The sequence below is a fragment of the Kordiimonas sp. genome (genome assembly GCF_048260245.1).
Classification (GTDB): Bacteria; Pseudomonadota; Alphaproteobacteria; order Sphingomonadales; family Kordiimonadaceae; genus Kordiimonas.
On record NZ_JBLXGZ010000008.1, the window covers coordinates 59,749 to 74,012 of the forward strand.

General features: G+C 54.6%; 12 protein-coding genes. 4 read left to right on the forward strand and 8 right to left on the reverse strand.

Annotation, left to right across the window (positions count from 1 at the left end):
* Both ggt and ACN0VM_RS06315 read right to left on the reverse strand, forming a co-directional pair.
* Positions 1-1,708, reverse strand: a 1,708-nt coding sequence (ggt, locus tag ACN0VM_RS06310; protein ID WP_417450011.1) for a gamma-glutamyltransferase, incomplete at its 3' end; no start/stop codon positions are given.
* Between the two features lie 93 nt (positions 1,709-1,801).
* Positions 1,802-2,347, reverse strand: a complete 546-nt coding sequence (locus tag ACN0VM_RS06315) for a PAS domain-containing protein (RefSeq protein ID WP_417450012.1) — start codon at positions 2,345-2,347, stop codon at positions 1,802-1,804.
* Between the two features lie 106 nt (positions 2,348-2,453).
* On the opposite strand from ACN0VM_RS06315, the gene ACN0VM_RS06320 reads away from it, so the two are divergent.
* Positions 2,454-3,218, forward strand: coding sequence for a potassium channel family protein (locus ACN0VM_RS06320; protein WP_417450013.1), 765 nt, complete (start codon positions 2,454-2,456; stop codon positions 3,216-3,218).
* 311 nt (positions 3,219-3,529) lie between these two features.
* Entirely contained in the window at positions 3,530-4,990 is a 1,461-nt protein-coding gene (locus ACN0VM_RS06325; RefSeq protein WP_417450014.1) for a calcium-binding protein, read from the forward strand.
* A gap of 62 nt (positions 4,991-5,052) precedes the next feature.
* Here the strand turns inward: ACN0VM_RS06325 and ACN0VM_RS06330 are convergent, their stop codons facing one another.
* Positions 5,053-6,270 carry a CaiB/BaiF CoA transferase family protein gene (locus ACN0VM_RS06330; protein WP_417450015.1) on the reverse strand — a complete coding sequence of 406 codons (1,218 nt, stop codon included), beginning with the start codon at positions 6,268-6,270 and terminating at the stop codon, positions 5,053-5,055.
* 13 nt (positions 6,271-6,283) lie between these two features.
* Positions 6,284-7,459 carry an acyl-CoA dehydrogenase gene (locus ACN0VM_RS06335; RefSeq protein ID WP_417450016.1) on the reverse strand — a complete coding sequence of 392 codons (1,176 nt, stop codon included), beginning with the start codon at positions 7,457-7,459 and terminating at the stop codon, positions 6,284-6,286.
* A 117-nt stretch (positions 7,460-7,576) separates the two neighbouring features.
* Between ACN0VM_RS06335 and ACN0VM_RS06340 the strand changes: the two genes are divergently transcribed.
* Positions 7,577-8,440 (forward strand): LysR substrate-binding domain-containing protein, encoded by an 864-nt coding sequence (locus ACN0VM_RS06340; RefSeq protein ID WP_417450017.1) that lies wholly within the window; start codon positions 7,577-7,579, stop codon positions 8,438-8,440.
* A gap of 171 nt (positions 8,441-8,611) precedes the next feature.
* Positions 8,612-9,382, forward strand: coding sequence for a substrate-binding periplasmic protein (locus ACN0VM_RS06345; protein ID WP_417450018.1), 771 nt, complete (start codon positions 8,612-8,614; stop codon positions 9,380-9,382).
* A gap of 77 nt (positions 9,383-9,459) precedes the next feature.
* Here ACN0VM_RS06345 and ACN0VM_RS06350 read toward each other — a convergent pair whose 3' ends face one another.
* The 4 genes from ACN0VM_RS06350 to ACN0VM_RS06365 all read right to left on the reverse strand — a co-directional run bounded on the left by ACN0VM_RS06350 (position 9,460) and on the right by ACN0VM_RS06365 (position 14,255).
* A complete protein-coding gene (locus tag ACN0VM_RS06350; RefSeq protein ID WP_417450019.1) occupies positions 9,460-10,314 on the reverse strand; it encodes an MBL fold metallo-hydrolase in 855 nt (284 codons plus the stop codon).
* 155 nt (positions 10,315-10,469) lie between these two features.
* Positions 10,470-12,560, reverse strand: coding sequence for a M13 family metallopeptidase (locus ACN0VM_RS06355; RefSeq protein WP_417450020.1), 2,091 nt, complete (start codon positions 12,558-12,560; stop codon positions 10,470-10,472).
* A gap of 174 nt (positions 12,561-12,734) precedes the next feature.
* A complete protein-coding gene (locus tag ACN0VM_RS06360) occupies positions 12,735-13,562 on the reverse strand; it encodes a mechanosensitive ion channel family protein (protein ID WP_417450021.1) in 828 nt (275 codons plus the stop codon).
* An 81-nt stretch (positions 13,563-13,643) separates the two neighbouring features.
* Positions 13,644-14,255, reverse strand: a complete 612-nt coding sequence (locus ACN0VM_RS06365) for a trimeric intracellular cation channel family protein (RefSeq protein WP_417450022.1) — start codon at positions 14,253-14,255, stop codon at positions 13,644-13,646.
* Positions 14,256-14,264 lie beyond the last annotated feature (9 nt).

Here is a 14,264-nt window from a genome sequence, read left to right on the forward strand (position 1 = left end):
CCGCGCCCATGAGCAAACCATTCTCACCGCGAACAAGCGATTGTGCAGAGCCCAGCACCCTGTCCCATGCCTCTGTTTCGCCTACCTTCACATTATGGCCCATCTCGCCCAGAATGCGGCGGGTGTCTACCGAGTGCCCCGGTTCCATAAACAGGCGGTCAGGGAACCACTGATGGTGAATTCGCGGCACCGTGATGGCGGCCTGCACATTCATATCAAATTCCATAACGTTCAGTACCGCCTGCAATACCACCGTGATAATGGTTGAACCACCCGGGCTACCGGTCGCCATATAGGGTTCGCCGTTCTTGAACAACAAAGTCGGCGTCATCGAGCTGAGCGGACGTTTGCCCGGCTCAATGGCATTTGCCTCACCGCCAAGCAAACCAAAGGCATTGGGCACACCGACCTTGGCCGAGAAATCATCCATTTCGTTATTCAAAAGGAAGCCCGCCCCTTTGACCGACTTACCGTTACCATAGGTGAAATTCAGCGTATAAGTGCTGGCAACCATATTGCCCTGATTGTCCGCCACGGAGAAATGGGTCGTGTCATGGCTTTCGCGGTCAAGGTCCGGTGCGGGGCCGATGTCGGTGGACGGTGTCGCCCGGTCCAGTTTTATTTTCGCGCGGATGGTCGCCGCATAATCCTTACTGGTCAGCGCCTTGACAGGCACGGGGTAAAAATCAGGATCGCCCAGATACTTCGACCGGTCCGCATAGGCGTATTTCATCGTCTCGGTCAGGCGGTGAATATAAGCCGCGCTATTGTGACCAAGAGACTTCATGTCCCAGCCTTCAAGCACATTCAGCATCTCAACCACATGAACACCACCTGACGACGGCGGGGGCATGGTCACCACCTTATAACCACGGAATGTGCCTGAAATGGCCTCACGCTCAACGGCTTTGTAACTTTTAAGGTCTTCGTGATCGATGATACCGCCGCCTGCCGTCATTGCGGCAACCAGTTTATCCGCCACAGGGCCTTCATAAAAGCCAGCTGCGCCTTTTTCTGCGATCAGGGACAGCGTATGCGCGAGGTCGGGCTGCCTAAAAACCTCTCCCGGTTCATATCGGCTTCCATCCGCTTTAAAATAATTCGCACCACTCACCGGGTCCGCCTTCAGGCGATCTTCATAGCGACCCAGGCTATCATAAAGCGACCATGTCATAGGGAACCCCTCACCTGCCAGACGAATGGCCGGGGTCATCACGGCTTTAAGCGGCAGCGAGCCATATTTCTCTAGCGCCGTCGTCAGGCCCATCACGGTACCGGGAACGCCACTGGCCTTAAGACTGAAGCGTGAGCGGTTGTTGTCCACATTGCCTGCATCGTCCAGGAACATGTCGCGGTGCGCGCGCGACGGCGCCATCTCGCGGTAATCAAGTGCAATCACACGGTCTTCCGCCTTCAGGTAAACCATCATGAAGCCGCCACCACCAAGATTGCCCGCCTGCGGATGTGTTACCGCCAGCGCGAAGCCGGTCGCAACCGCTGCATCTACCGCATTACCGCCCGCGCGCAGAATTTCAAGCCCGGCCTCACTGGCATAATATTCCTGACTGACCACCATGCCATTTTTGGCCAAAGTGGGGTGAAACTGGGTATCATATACAATGATAGGATCTTTGTTCTCAGCCACCACGACTGGCGTGAAAGCGAATAAGGCCGCCACGAGAATAATGGCTTTACGCAGCATTTGCATGCATAGCTCCCTTAATTTTCCAATTGTCTTGCCACTGCATAGACGAGTGCGCCCATCATAATGGGAGTTTACGCGGCGTCCAGTCCTGAGAATTCACCGTGATAACGGCTCATGGGGAAAATGCGCATATGCTTCCGGCACACCTGCGCCAATATCCAGCATAACCTGTCGAACAAGCGCTCCAAAGCGTTCAAACTTCACTCCGGACAACTGAGCCAGCGACTGGTTGAAGTCAAATACTGCGAAAAATTCGCCGGCGTGGCTGGCCTGATGGCTGATCGGGAGCAAAAGAAACTTGGCGTGATAGGTCCCCTTGCTGGTAATCACGTTGCGTTTCCCATACGCGCCGCACGGTTTATCAAGCACCGCGTTATAGAACGCGAGTTGCTCTTCGCGGCCTTCCGGAGTTTCCAACAGGGTCAGGAAATCTGCGCCAGTTTGTTCACGGCCCACCCGTTCCACGATCTCGGTACCGACAAGCCGCGCGTAAAAATGATCCCTGCTGAGCCGCTCAACAATCACGATGCGGCCCATAAACTCTTTTACCCGCACAGGATTGAAATCCGCACGGGTCGGCACAAGGGCATCAGAACGCAGTGCTTGCCAATATGTTATAAACGGCTCAAAACAGGCCAACATGAGACTCACCCAGAATCGTACTATCTTAGTATACGACCTCAGGCGTTAACTTATCGCTAACAAAGTGGCATGATAACAGGCTCGTTGCAGTCAAGGAGAATACAGCGTGAAAGACAAGATCAGGTCTCTCTACTTCGGAGACAGCAGTAATGCGCATCACTATCGGCTGTTCCTTCTGGGCTTCGATCTGCTCACGATCGCATTTTTCATCGTTTCTTCGATGGTCGAGACTGGCTCCTGGGTCAGGGTCGCTGATCTCGTAATCGCGCTTGTTCTTCTTATTGAATTTCAGGCACGGCTTCTCATCACAAAGTCAAAACTTCGATTCGTCTTCAAATTCGACACCTTTGCCGACATCATCGTTATTTTGTCGCTGATCGCACCCATTTTCCTTGATAACCTAGCATTTCTGCGGGTTGTCCGCATGTTACGGTTATTACGGTCCTATCACATGCTCGCGGCGATGCGGCGCGAGTTTTCCTGGTTCAAGGCCAATGAGCAGATTATCCAATCATCGGTAAATCTGCTGATCTTCATCTTTGTTGTAACGGCAGTGGTCTTTGTTCTCGAATCCGGCCGGAATGAGAACATAAGCAACTATCTTGATGCGCTGTACTTCACTGTAGCAACCCTGACCACGACAGGTTTCGGCGATATCACCATGGACGATACGCTGGGCCGCATGGTGGCTGTCATTATCATGATCTTTGGTGTTGCCCTTTTCCTGCGGCTTGTGCAGACCATCTTTCGTCCGACGAAAGTGGAATTCCCGTGCGAAAGCTGTGGCCTCAACCGGCACGATCCAGATGCAGTGCACTGCAAACACTGCGGTGTAGTGCTGGAGATCCCGACCGAAGGCGACTGGACCTGATGTCATGTCAGGGCGTTTGCCGTGTCACTTCGGCACGCATGTCATACGCATAACGCTGAATCTAAATATCTCATAAAAGCCCATAGCCCGGCAGCGGCTTGTTATTTCCCCATACGTGGCGGCTTTGGTGTTGTCATGCGCTGCAAACCTGCCCAGCTTTCACCCGCAAGTCGTCACGACTTTGACGGGCAATTGATGCTGCGGCGGGTCTTACCAACAGAAACCTCATGATACATGCCGTATCCACAATACAGCGAGGACCAATTACTGGTTCCGGTGAACCTTTCACCAAAATGTTTGGGAGAAATTACATGAGTAAGATAGACGGCACATTCACCAATAACGCTCTTGTCGGCACAAATGCCGACGATCAGATCTATGGCTATGGCGGTGCAGACACGATTGTCGCAACATCCGGCAATGACGAGCTTCATGGTGGCACGGGTGATGACACACTAAATGCGGGCTCCGGTAACGATATTCTTGTTGGCGGAAGCGGTAGCAACGAACTGTCTGGTGGTGGCGGTGCGGATGCCTTCATCATCGGTCAGAACAGCTCGGATACAATCATCGACTTTGACGCGTCAGAAGGCGATACCATCGATATTGCCCGGCTAAGTGGGTTCACCTCGCTGGATGCGGTACTTGCTGCGTCAACACAGGTAGGCAGCAACCTCACGATTGAGATGCCTGCAGGTGGCACATTGACAATCGAAGGCGCAACCTGGGCCGATGTATCTGCCAGCTTTGATCTTGATGCAGACACCGATGGTAACCTCACCCTGAACGGTACTGACAACGATGAGTCATTAAGTGGTCTGAGCGGTAACGACCGTATTTCCGGCAACGGCGGTGAAGACTATCTCGTTGGTAACGACGGCAACGACTACATGACAGGCGGTGAAGGCGACGATACCATTCAAGGTGGCTTTGGCGACGACACTGTATACGCAGCATCGAGCCAGGACGACGAAGACATGGTGATTGGCGGCCAAGGTGATGATGTTCTCGGCGCTGGCGCGGGAGACGACTTTATTGTCGGCGACGATGTTCAGGCTGAGGTTGCAGCGACTGTAGGTGCGGACACCATCTTCGGCGGCAGCGGCGAAGACACCATCGTTGTGGACAGCTGGTTTGATGACAATACCAACGGCAGCTTTGACGAAGGTGAAGCCGTGGTTACAGGCACGGCATCAAATACTGTATGGGCTGGGTCTGGTAGCGATTCGATTTATGGCTCGGCGGGTGCAGACATCCTCGGTGGGGGTGACGACGACGACCGTATTTTCGCCCATTCAGGCAATGACATAGTTTATGCGGGTACGACCGACTCTGATGATCAGGTTTTCGCAGGCGCAGGTAACGACCTTGTCTTTGGCGGCGATGGTGACGACGATTTGCGTGGCGAAGAAGGTAACGACACGCTTTACGGCGGTGACGAAACTGACGTGTTGATTGCCGGCAGCGGTGATGATTATCTCTACGGCGGTACAGGTGACGATGAACTGAGTGGCGGTACGGGTGCCGACAGCTTCTTCTTCGCCGGCGCACATGGTGACGATGAGGTAACCGACTTCGATGTAGACGAGGATATCCTGTTCCTTGCCAATGCCACAGCAAACTTCCAGAGCCTTGATGACGTTATCAACGCCAGTGAAACGGCAACGGTTGACGGCTCGTCGGGCGTGATGATCGACACAGGTGAGGGCTCCAGCGTCTTCCTGGCTGGTGTTACGCTGGCGTCAATGTCAGATCTCGACGTTACACTTTAAGGCGGTCTGCACCAAACAGAACAACAAGAAAAAGGGCTCTGCGGAGCCCTTTTTCACAAACATTACCCTAAAACCCGGCTTGCGCGCACCTGCGCCAGGGCCTCATCATCCAGCGCCAATACCTCACGCAAGACATCGTCCGTATCTTCGCCCAGAAACGGTGGTGCCTTTTTATATTCGATGTCCGTTTTGCTGTAGCGTATAGGGTTCGCTACCGATGGCATCAATGTGCCATCGGTTGCCGTAAGTGCAAGCTCTATCCCACGGGCCTTCACCTGCCCATCAGCAAACACGCGGTCGATGGTATTGATCGGACCACCCGGCACGTTTGCAGCCTCAAGGATCGCTACCCACTCATCAGTGGTTTTACCAGCGACAATACCTGCCACAATCGGCACCAGAACTTCACGGTTCGCGACCCTTGCCGGGTTGGTGATAAAGCGTTCGTCCTCCGCCAGCGCAGGCATGCCTGCGGCCTCACAGAAACGGGCGAACTGGCCATCATTGCCAACGGCCAAAATCATATGGCCGTCTTTGGTCGCAAAACTTTGGTATGGCACAATGGTGGGGTGTGAATTGCCCTGCCGTTTTGGTGCCTTGCCGGACACCAGATAATAGGAACCCTGATTAGCCAGCACCGCTGCCTGCGTGTCCAGCAGCGCCATATCTATATGCTGCCCTTCACCGGTTTTTTCACGGTGATGCACGGCTCCCAGAATAGCGATGGTGCTATACAGGCCAGTAAAAAGGTCGGTCACTGCCACGCCTGCCCGTTGCGGCCCGCCTCCCGGCTGGTCATCCGCTTCGCCGGTGATGCTCATCAGGCCGCCAACAGCCTGGATAAGCAGGTCATAGCCCGGACGGCTGGCGTAAGGCCCCGTTTGGCCAAAGCCTGTTATGGAGCAGTATATCAGGCCTGGGTTCACCTTCGCGAGACTAGCATAATCAAGGCCATATTTCTTGAGACCTCCCACCTTGAAGTTCTCAATGACAATATCGCTTTCAGCCACCAACCGGCGGATAAGCGCCTGACCCTGTGCTTTTGCAATATCGACAGTCACCGAGCGTTTACCCCGGTTGGCGCACATAAAATAGGCAGAGAGCGGTTGCTCGCCTTCATCAAAGAAAGGCGGGCCCCATGTGCGGGTATCGTCCCCGCCGTTCGGGTTCTCAATCTTGATTACATCCGCACCAAGGTCTGCCAGACACTGCGAGGCCCAAGGCCCGGCAAGAATGCGGCTGAGATCAAGAACGCGGATACCACTTAAGGGGCCTGCCATAAATCACCCAGCCTTACATAAAGGCCTGAAGGCCGGTTTGCGCACGCCCCAGAATGAGGGTGTGGATATCATAAGTGCCCTCATAGGTGTTGACGGTCTCAAGATTGACCATGTGACGAATAACATGAAACTCATCTGAAATACCGTTGCCGCCGTGCATGTCACGCGCCATGCGCGCGATATCAAGTGCCTTGCCACAACTGTTGCGCTTGATAAGCGAGATATTCTCAGGCGCTGACCGTCCTTCATCAAGCAACCGCCCCACACGCAGGCATGTTTGCAGGCCCAGGGTAATCTCGGTCATCATATCGGCCAGCTTCTTCTGCACAAGCTGGGTCTGCGCCAGCGGACGGCCAAACTGCTGGCGGTCCAATGTATATTGACGTGCCGCGTGCCAGCAGAACTCCGCAGCGCCGAGCGCACCCCAGGCGATGCCGAAGCGTGCCTTGTTGAGGCAACCAAACGGGCCGCCAAGTCCGGACGCATTCGGCAGAAGGTTTTCTTCAGGCACCACAGCACCGTCCAGCACGATCTCTCCAGTGATAGAGGCCCGCAGGCTCATTTTGCCTTCAATTTTCGGGGTTGAAAAACCTTCAGTGCCACGATCCACGATGAAACCGCGGATCTTACCGTCAAGCTTGGCCCAGACAACGGCCACATCAGCGATCGGGCTGTTGGTGATCCACATTTTGTTGCCGGTCAGCTTATAGCCGCCATCTACCTTTTCGGCGCGGGTGCGCATGCCGCCCGGGTCAGAACCATGGTCAGGCTCGGTCAGGCCAAAGCAGCCGACCATTTCGCCCGATGCCAATTTGGGCAAGTATTTTTTGCGCTGCTCGTCGCTGCCGTAAGCATAGATCGGATGCATCACAAGCGAACTTTGTACCGACATCGCGGAGCGGTAGCCACTGTCCACACGCTCGACTTCGCGCGCGATCAGGCCATAAGCCACATGGCTGACTTCGGCGCCACCAAACTCCTCCGGCAACGTCGCCCCAAGAAGACCCATTTCGCCAAGTTCGCTCATGATCTCGCGGTCAAACTTTTCATGCCTGTTGGCCTCCAGAATACGCGGCATCAGTTTGGACTGGCAATAATCCCGCGCGCTGTCACGTACCATGCGTTCTTCTTCCGTCAGCTGATCGTCAAGAAACAGCGGATCTTCCCAGTTGAATTGAGGCTTCGACATGAATTTTCCCTTGGCTCATTCGGTTTCAATGATTTTGTTGCATGTATATAGCAATTAGCTGTCGCATAAAGTAACATTTAGGACTGAAACCATTACAAAAAGTCATGAATAGCCACTATGAAACGCAAATTACCCAGCCTGATCGCCCTTGAATGCTTCGAAGCTGTGATGAGAAGCGGGCAGGTCACCCGTGCCGCCGAAAGCCTCAATCTGACTCAAAGTGCGGTAAGCCGACAGATCGGAAACCTTGAGGACTATGTAAGACAACCGCTTTTCCGGCGGGAGCGAAAACGTCTCATACCGACCGATGCCGCCCTTCAATATAATACGGCTATTGCACCGCTGCTGGCCAATATTGAAAGCGAAACCCTCCGTCTGATGACCTGGGGCGCAGATGACCGCGTGCTGACACTTGGGCTGCTGCCGACCTTCGGCTCTCATTGGCTCATCCCCCGGCTGGGTGGCTTTACACAAGCTTTTCCGGATATTCAGTTAAATATTGTCACCGGCCTTACGCCACAGGATTTTGCCGCCGCCAACACTGATGTCTCCGTGCAGTATGGTAACGGAGACTGGCCCGGCATGGTCGGCCACAAGATTGTGGAGGAAGAGATCGTCGCGGTGATATCACCCGGCCTTGTTGCCGGAGAAAGCCATATTGAGATCGATAACTATGACAGGCTTCAGATGACCACCCGGCCCTATGCTTGGTCCGAGTGGCTGGGCCATGATGACGGACCAGTGCGAGGCGGAGCGCAGTTCGAGAATTTCACAATGATGATCGAGGCCGTGCGTTCAGGCCTTGGCGTTGCAGTTTTGCCGCTGATGTATATCGCCAGGGATCTTGCGGCCGGGCGTCTGGTCGCGCCCTTCGGCGAGGCGGTGAAAAGCACGAATGCCTATTACCTTGTCTACAGTGAAACCCACGCACATACGAAGAAAGTGCAAAGCTTCCGGGATTGGTTACTTCATATCCGTTAAATATACTGGGCTGTGGTTATGCGTGCATATGGGCAAAAAGTGTAGTAATTTATCCTAGAGGAAGGGGTCCCTACGCCTCGATCAGGTACCACACATTCGGTGCATTTGAGGCATGGCTGAGTATAATACAAACCGTGAGGTCGACGTATTCCAAACGTTTGGCGATATTCCTTGGCTGCGCTTGCCGCGCTGATTCTGATGTGCGCGTCCCGCCCGTCATTCGCGCAAGATGAAACTGAGCTTCGTTTCCGCTTGTTTCAGCCAGACAACGCACCTTGGGGAGAAGCTGAAACTGGCGAAGGTTTCATTGTTGAAATCACTGAAACCGCTTTCAAGCGCGCTGGTATTCCATACGATATTGTCTTTGCACCATGGAAGCGCGAGCAGGCAGCAGTCCAGCAGCGCGGCTTTGCCTTCATGGCACCCCTGACGCGCATAGAAGCACGGGAAAACCTTTATCAATGGGTAGCGCCTGTTAATATTTCATACCTGCAATTGGTGACAACCAAAGCCTCCTATGTGAACTGGAAATTTGAGGACCTGCTCAGATTGCCCGTCGCCGCGCGCATGGAATCGCCGGCAGAATTCACCGCCCGTGGTCTTGGGTTCGAAACCATAACACTGGTTGAGGATGAAGAGGTCGCGGCCCGACTGCTTGGTGCTGGGCGGGTAACACTATGGATGCAGCGCGGACTGCCTGGGCGATGGGCTTATACCAAAGCAGGGGGTGAAAACAGCGTTCTGCACACACTTGGCCTGTGGACAACGCCCGAGCAGTATCTGGTCGCCTCGCTTGATGTACCCCACGGCGTGACCGAAAAGTTACGGGCGGAGCTTATCCAGATGCGACTTTCTGGCGAGTTGGACAAAATCAAACAGTCTTACTTCGAAGACAAGCTGCCCTGTGTCCTGCTGTTCACCTGCGTTCCCGAACAGGAATAACGCAAAAGCAAGGTTCCCGCGGCAACAGGCTTTTCTCGCTCTTCGCCATGACGCAGCGGCCCCGGCTGTCGGGCGCCCTAGTTTAGCGCGAGTTCTGCTGCAATTGAACGCTCGATAAAGCGCCGGTACGCTCCCTCAGGCAACGGCTCATGCGTTGTACCTATTAGAAAGCGTTGAACAATTTCACGAAGGCCCCGGTCTTTATAGAGCGCGTTACCGTGTTTACCTTCTGCCAACAGCCCACCCAAACGAGCGACCCAAGCCTGGAAAGCCTCACGATAAACGAGCAAGCCTTGTCGGTTGCTAACACTGCCATGGCCGGGAACAACTAGTGTTTCCGCATCAGCAAGCGAGAGTGCTTTGTCAACTGCGGCCAACTGACCTATGGCGCCACCTGCATAAAAAGTCGGGTGCCAGTTTGTGGTATAAGTATCGCCCATGAAAAGCACATTCTGAGCGGGAAAATAAACCAGAACATCATCTTCGGAATGCGACAGAACAGGATAAATTTCAACCTGCACCCCACCAACGATCAATGAATACTTAGAGGCATCCGCCACTCCCTCGGCTGTGCCCATAGCGGCGCCAGATGCAGGCGCCAGCAGCAGGGCCCCCGTATCTGCAAACACCGCGTTGCCGCCAGTATGGTCACTATGTGCGTGCGTGTTGATAATGTGAGTTACCGCCTTTGACGAAACCCCGCGCAAGGCTGCTTTCAGCTCTTCCGTGGATTTAGCCATCATGGAATCGACGATCAGGAGCCCGCTCCCATGCGCAAGCACGCCCACGTTGGACCCAAAACCACCACGGCCATCAAGCACATGAAAGCTGTCACCGATCTGTGTCTGTTTGATCTGCCCCTGCGCGCCTGCCTGCGTAGCCGACACTATCAAGAACACCATGAACGGTATAACCAGAGAGAGTATTTTCATCTTTTCGACCTATCTGCCGCCTATCCGGACAGTATACAAACAGACACTGCTCATGCGAGCCAGCCGCACTCGACAATGCGTGCGCCCGGTGCGGCAAACGGGAACAAAAAGGGCGGGGAAAACCCCGCCCTTTTCATCCGTTTAGTCCGGTCTTGTTACCAGATGTGCACACGCTGTTCAGGCGGCAGATACAAGGCGTCGCCTTCCTTCACGTCGAAGGCTTCATACCATTCGTCCATATTGCGCACGATACCGTTGACGCGGAACTCAGCCGGTGAGTGCGGGTCGGACTTGAGGCGGCTGATCAGCTCTTCTTCGCGGTATTTACGCTTCCAGACCTGCGCCCACGCCATAAAGAACCGTTGGTCGCCCGTCAGGCCGTCAATCACCGGCGCTTCCTCGCCGCCAAGCGACAGCTTGTAGGCGTGATAGGCCATGGCGAGGCCGCCAAGGTCACCAATATTTTCACCCATGGTAAAGGTGCCGTCCACATTGTGGCCCGGCACAGCCTCATAGCCATTATACTGGTGGCCGAGCTTTGTGGTCCGCTCCTCGAAGGCTGCGCGGTCTGCATCGGTCCACCAGTTACGCTGGATACCATCCGCATCCGACTTTGAGCCCTGATCATCAAAACCGTGGCCCATCTCATGGCCGATCACCGCACCAATACCGCCATAGTTCACGGCTGGATCAGCCGCAAGGTCAAAGAACGGCGGCTGCAGGATAGCGGCCGGGAAAACGATCTCGTTGAACTGCGGGTTATAATAGGCGTTGACGGTTTGTGGTGTCATGAACCACTCGTCCTTGTCCGTCTTGCGGGTCAGGCGGTCGAGGGTGTCGCGGTAGTTATAATCGCTCACACTTTTGGCGTTGGAGAACAGGTCACCTTCCTTGATGTCAATGTCAGAAAGGTCTTTCCACTTGTTCGGATAGCCGATTTTCGGATTGAAGGACGCCAGCTTTTTATGAGCCTCTGCCTTTGTCTCTTCGCTCATCCAATCAAGGCTGTCGATGCGCTGGCCAAGAGCCGCGCGCAGGTTTGCCACAAGCTTGACCATCTCTTCCTTGGCCTCAGGCGGGAAGTGGCGCTTCACATAAACCTGACCGATGGCTTCACCAAGCGCATCAAGTGCGCCAACGCGGGCAACACCGCGCTTCCAGCGGTCCTGCTGCTCAGGCTGGCCGCGCAGGGTTTTACCGTAGAAATTGAAGTTAGCTTCATCAATTTCCGCCGACAGTACCGCCGCATGGTTTGAGATGGTGTGATAGGCTAGGTATGCCTTCCAGTCATCGACCGGAATTTCGTTGACCAGCGCAATCGCATCCTTCAGCGGCTGCGGGCCGGACACGTTAAACTTCTCAACACCTTCAACACCGCCCGCGCTGAAATAAGCGTCCCAGTCAAAACCGGGGTAGTTTGCCTTCAACTCGTCCATCGTTGTGGGGTTGAAGTTTTTATCGCGGTCGCGGCGTTCTGCCCGTGGCCACTGTTTTTCAGCCAGTTTTGTTTCAAGCGTCAGAATGGCGTCCGCTTTGGCGGCAGCATCCTCGGCCCCCGCGAACGTCAGCATTTCAGCGATATGCGCCTTGTATGCATCACGTATCGCGTTGAAACGTTCGTTGTCTTCGAGGTAATAATCACGGTCGGGCAGGCCCATGCCGCCCAGGCCAATATTGAGGATATAGCGGTCAGGGTTTTCGCGGTCGATACCCAGGCCACCGGTCACCGGGGACGCGCTGCCGTCCAGCCCTTCCCGGCCAAAGGCTTTCGTCAGGTCGGCCACAGTCGCAATGCCCGCAATGGCATCAAGCGTTGGGCGCAGCGGCTCAATCCCGCGTGCATTGACGGCATCTACATCCATATAACTGGCGTAATAATCGCCAATTTTCTGCTCAACCGAACCTGCGGGATAGTCGCCGGTTGATACTTCATCGATAATGGTTTTCACACGGTCGCGGGAGCGTTCCGCCAGCACCGTAAAGGCGCCATAGTTGGTACGGTCTGCCGGCAGCTCGAAGGTATCGAGCCACTGACCGTTCATATATTCAAAGAAGTTATCACCCGGCTTCACGTCGGTTTTCTGGGCTGTCATATCGACACCCCATGTCCCCAACTCCGGCTTTGCGGCCTCAGCCGCCATCTCGCTCGTCTGGGTTTCCGTGTTTTGGTCGGATGCATTGTCGCCGCATGCAGCCAACAACAAGGCTGTCGCCGCGACAGATGATTTTAACAGTGACTTGAGCATATACCCCTCCAGTGTATTTGTTTTCTTTTTCCCGCGACAGCAGCCATGCGCGCGGGTTGCGCCCTGCATAAGACAGCGCGGCGCTGCACGGGTCAACAAACAAGATACATATGAAACAAAAAACGGGGGCAAATGCCCCCGCCTTTCAAATTTTCAAACCGGCAGATGCCCGCCTTATTCGTCGCCGCGGTAGATCGTCCGGCAAGGATAAGGGATAGAGATTTCGCTCTCGTCGAATTTCTCCTTGACCGTTTTCAGCAGGTGCCAGTTCAGCGCCCAATAGTCGCCACCGTTACACCATACCCGCACCACGATATCTACCGAGCTATCGCCAAGACCTTTGACAGCCACCAACGGCTCAGGATCGCTAAAACAACGCGGATCATCGGCAATAACGCTTTTGATCACATCGATGGCTTTATCAATATTGTCATCATAGCTGATGCCGTAAACCTGATCGAGTCTGCGTGTATCATGATAGTTGAAGTTGCGAATTGCACTGCCCCACACAGAACTGTTGGGAATGGTAATGCGCACATTGTCAGCGGTGTCCATTTTGGTCATGAACAGGGAGATTCCCTTCACCGTACCGGATTGACCGCCAACCTCAACAAATTGCCCGACCCGGAACGGACGGAAAATCAGCAGCATCACGCCAGCCGCCAAATTCGACAAGGTGCCCTGAAGCGCGAGGCCAATAGCCAAGCCAGCGGCACCAAGTACAGCGATAAGGCTTGTCGTCTCAACGCCGAACTGGCCCAGAAGGGTTATGCCCGTGAAGACCAGAACGGCATATTTACCAGCGCTTGCAAGGAAGTTACCGACAGTTGCGTCGATTTTTTCACTGCGCGTGAACAAGCTGTCCAGCCGGCGCTCAACAAAGCCGGCCAGCCATAAACCGATCAGCAGTACAATAAACGCACCCAGCAGGGTCAGGCCGATATCAATACCATAGGCAACTATAACGTCCATTGACGGAGCGTCTTCAGAGAAAAAGTCCATTAGTGCATCATCCTTCTATGCCCCCAGAGGCGTATTATGCCGTTTTCAACCGCCGGTGAAAACAGACAATTGCATTTTCGGCTAGTGAAGTGCTTCCGGTAAGGTCCAGCCTTTGAGGATACCGCCGGCGCGCGCGAGAAATGCGGCGCCCATGGCAAGCCAAAGCGCAACCGGGCCGGAAATGCCGAAATAGGTTAACAGGCAAAACGATCCTGCGCCCAGAAACGCTGCGGTTGCATAAATCTCGCCCTTTTTCATCACCAGCGGGATTTCGTTACAGATGATATCGCGGATGATGCCGCCGGCAGCGCCGGTAACAACGCCCATCATCGTGGCGATCAATATGCTGCCGGTCACGTCAAGCGCTTTCTCGGCACCGACCACGCAAAACAGCGCGAGGCCGACCGCATCGGCCCATGTCAGCCATGTAAGCCTGCGGCCTGCGATATGGCGCGAAAAAAAGAAGGTCAGGCTCGCTGCGGCAAGTGCAATATAGATTGTCTGTGTGCCTTCAATCCAGAAGACCGGCTGGTCCAGTACAAGGTCGCGCAGGGTACCGCCACCAATAGCGGGCACCAGCGACAGGGCCATAATACCGAACAAATCCATCCCGCTTCTCACTGCGGCAAGCGCACCTGAAATTGCGAAGACAAAGATGCCCACGGCATCAAAAATCGTCAGAAGGTTTTCCATCGGCCTGCC

Excerpts from the sequence above, each read along its gene's own strand:
- ACN0VM_RS06315 (WP_417450012.1), bottom strand. The coding sequence starts at position 2,347 with ATGTTGGCCTGTTTTGAGCCGTTTATAACATATTGGCAAGCACTGCGT.
- ACN0VM_RS06325 (WP_417450014.1), top strand. The coding sequence starts at position 3,530 with ATGAGTAAGATAGACGGCACATTCACCAATAACGCTCTTGTCGGCACA.
- ACN0VM_RS06330 (WP_417450015.1), bottom strand. The coding sequence starts at position 6,270 with ATGGCAGGCCCCTTAAGTGGTATCCGCGTTCTTGATCTCAGCCGCATT.
- ACN0VM_RS06335 (WP_417450016.1), bottom strand. The coding sequence starts at position 7,459 with ATGTCGAAGCCTCAATTCAACTGGGAAGATCCGCTGTTTCTTGACGAT.
- ACN0VM_RS06340 (WP_417450017.1), top strand. The coding sequence starts at position 7,577 with ATGAAACGCAAATTACCCAGCCTGATCGCCCTTGAATGCTTCGAAGCT.
- ACN0VM_RS06350 (WP_417450019.1), bottom strand. The coding sequence starts at position 10,314 with ATGAAAATACTCTCTCTGGTTATACCGTTCATGGTGTTCTTGATAGTG.
- ACN0VM_RS06355 (WP_417450020.1), bottom strand. The coding sequence starts at position 12,560 with ATGCTCAAGTCACTGTTAAAATCATCTGTCGCGGCGACAGCCTTGTTG.
- ACN0VM_RS06360 (WP_417450021.1), bottom strand. The coding sequence starts at position 13,562 with ATGGACTTTTTCTCTGAAGACGCTCCGTCAATGGACGTTATAGTTGCC.
- ACN0VM_RS06365 (WP_417450022.1), bottom strand. The coding sequence starts at position 14,255 with ATGGAAAACCTTCTGACGATTTTTGATGCCGTGGGCATCTTTGTCTTC.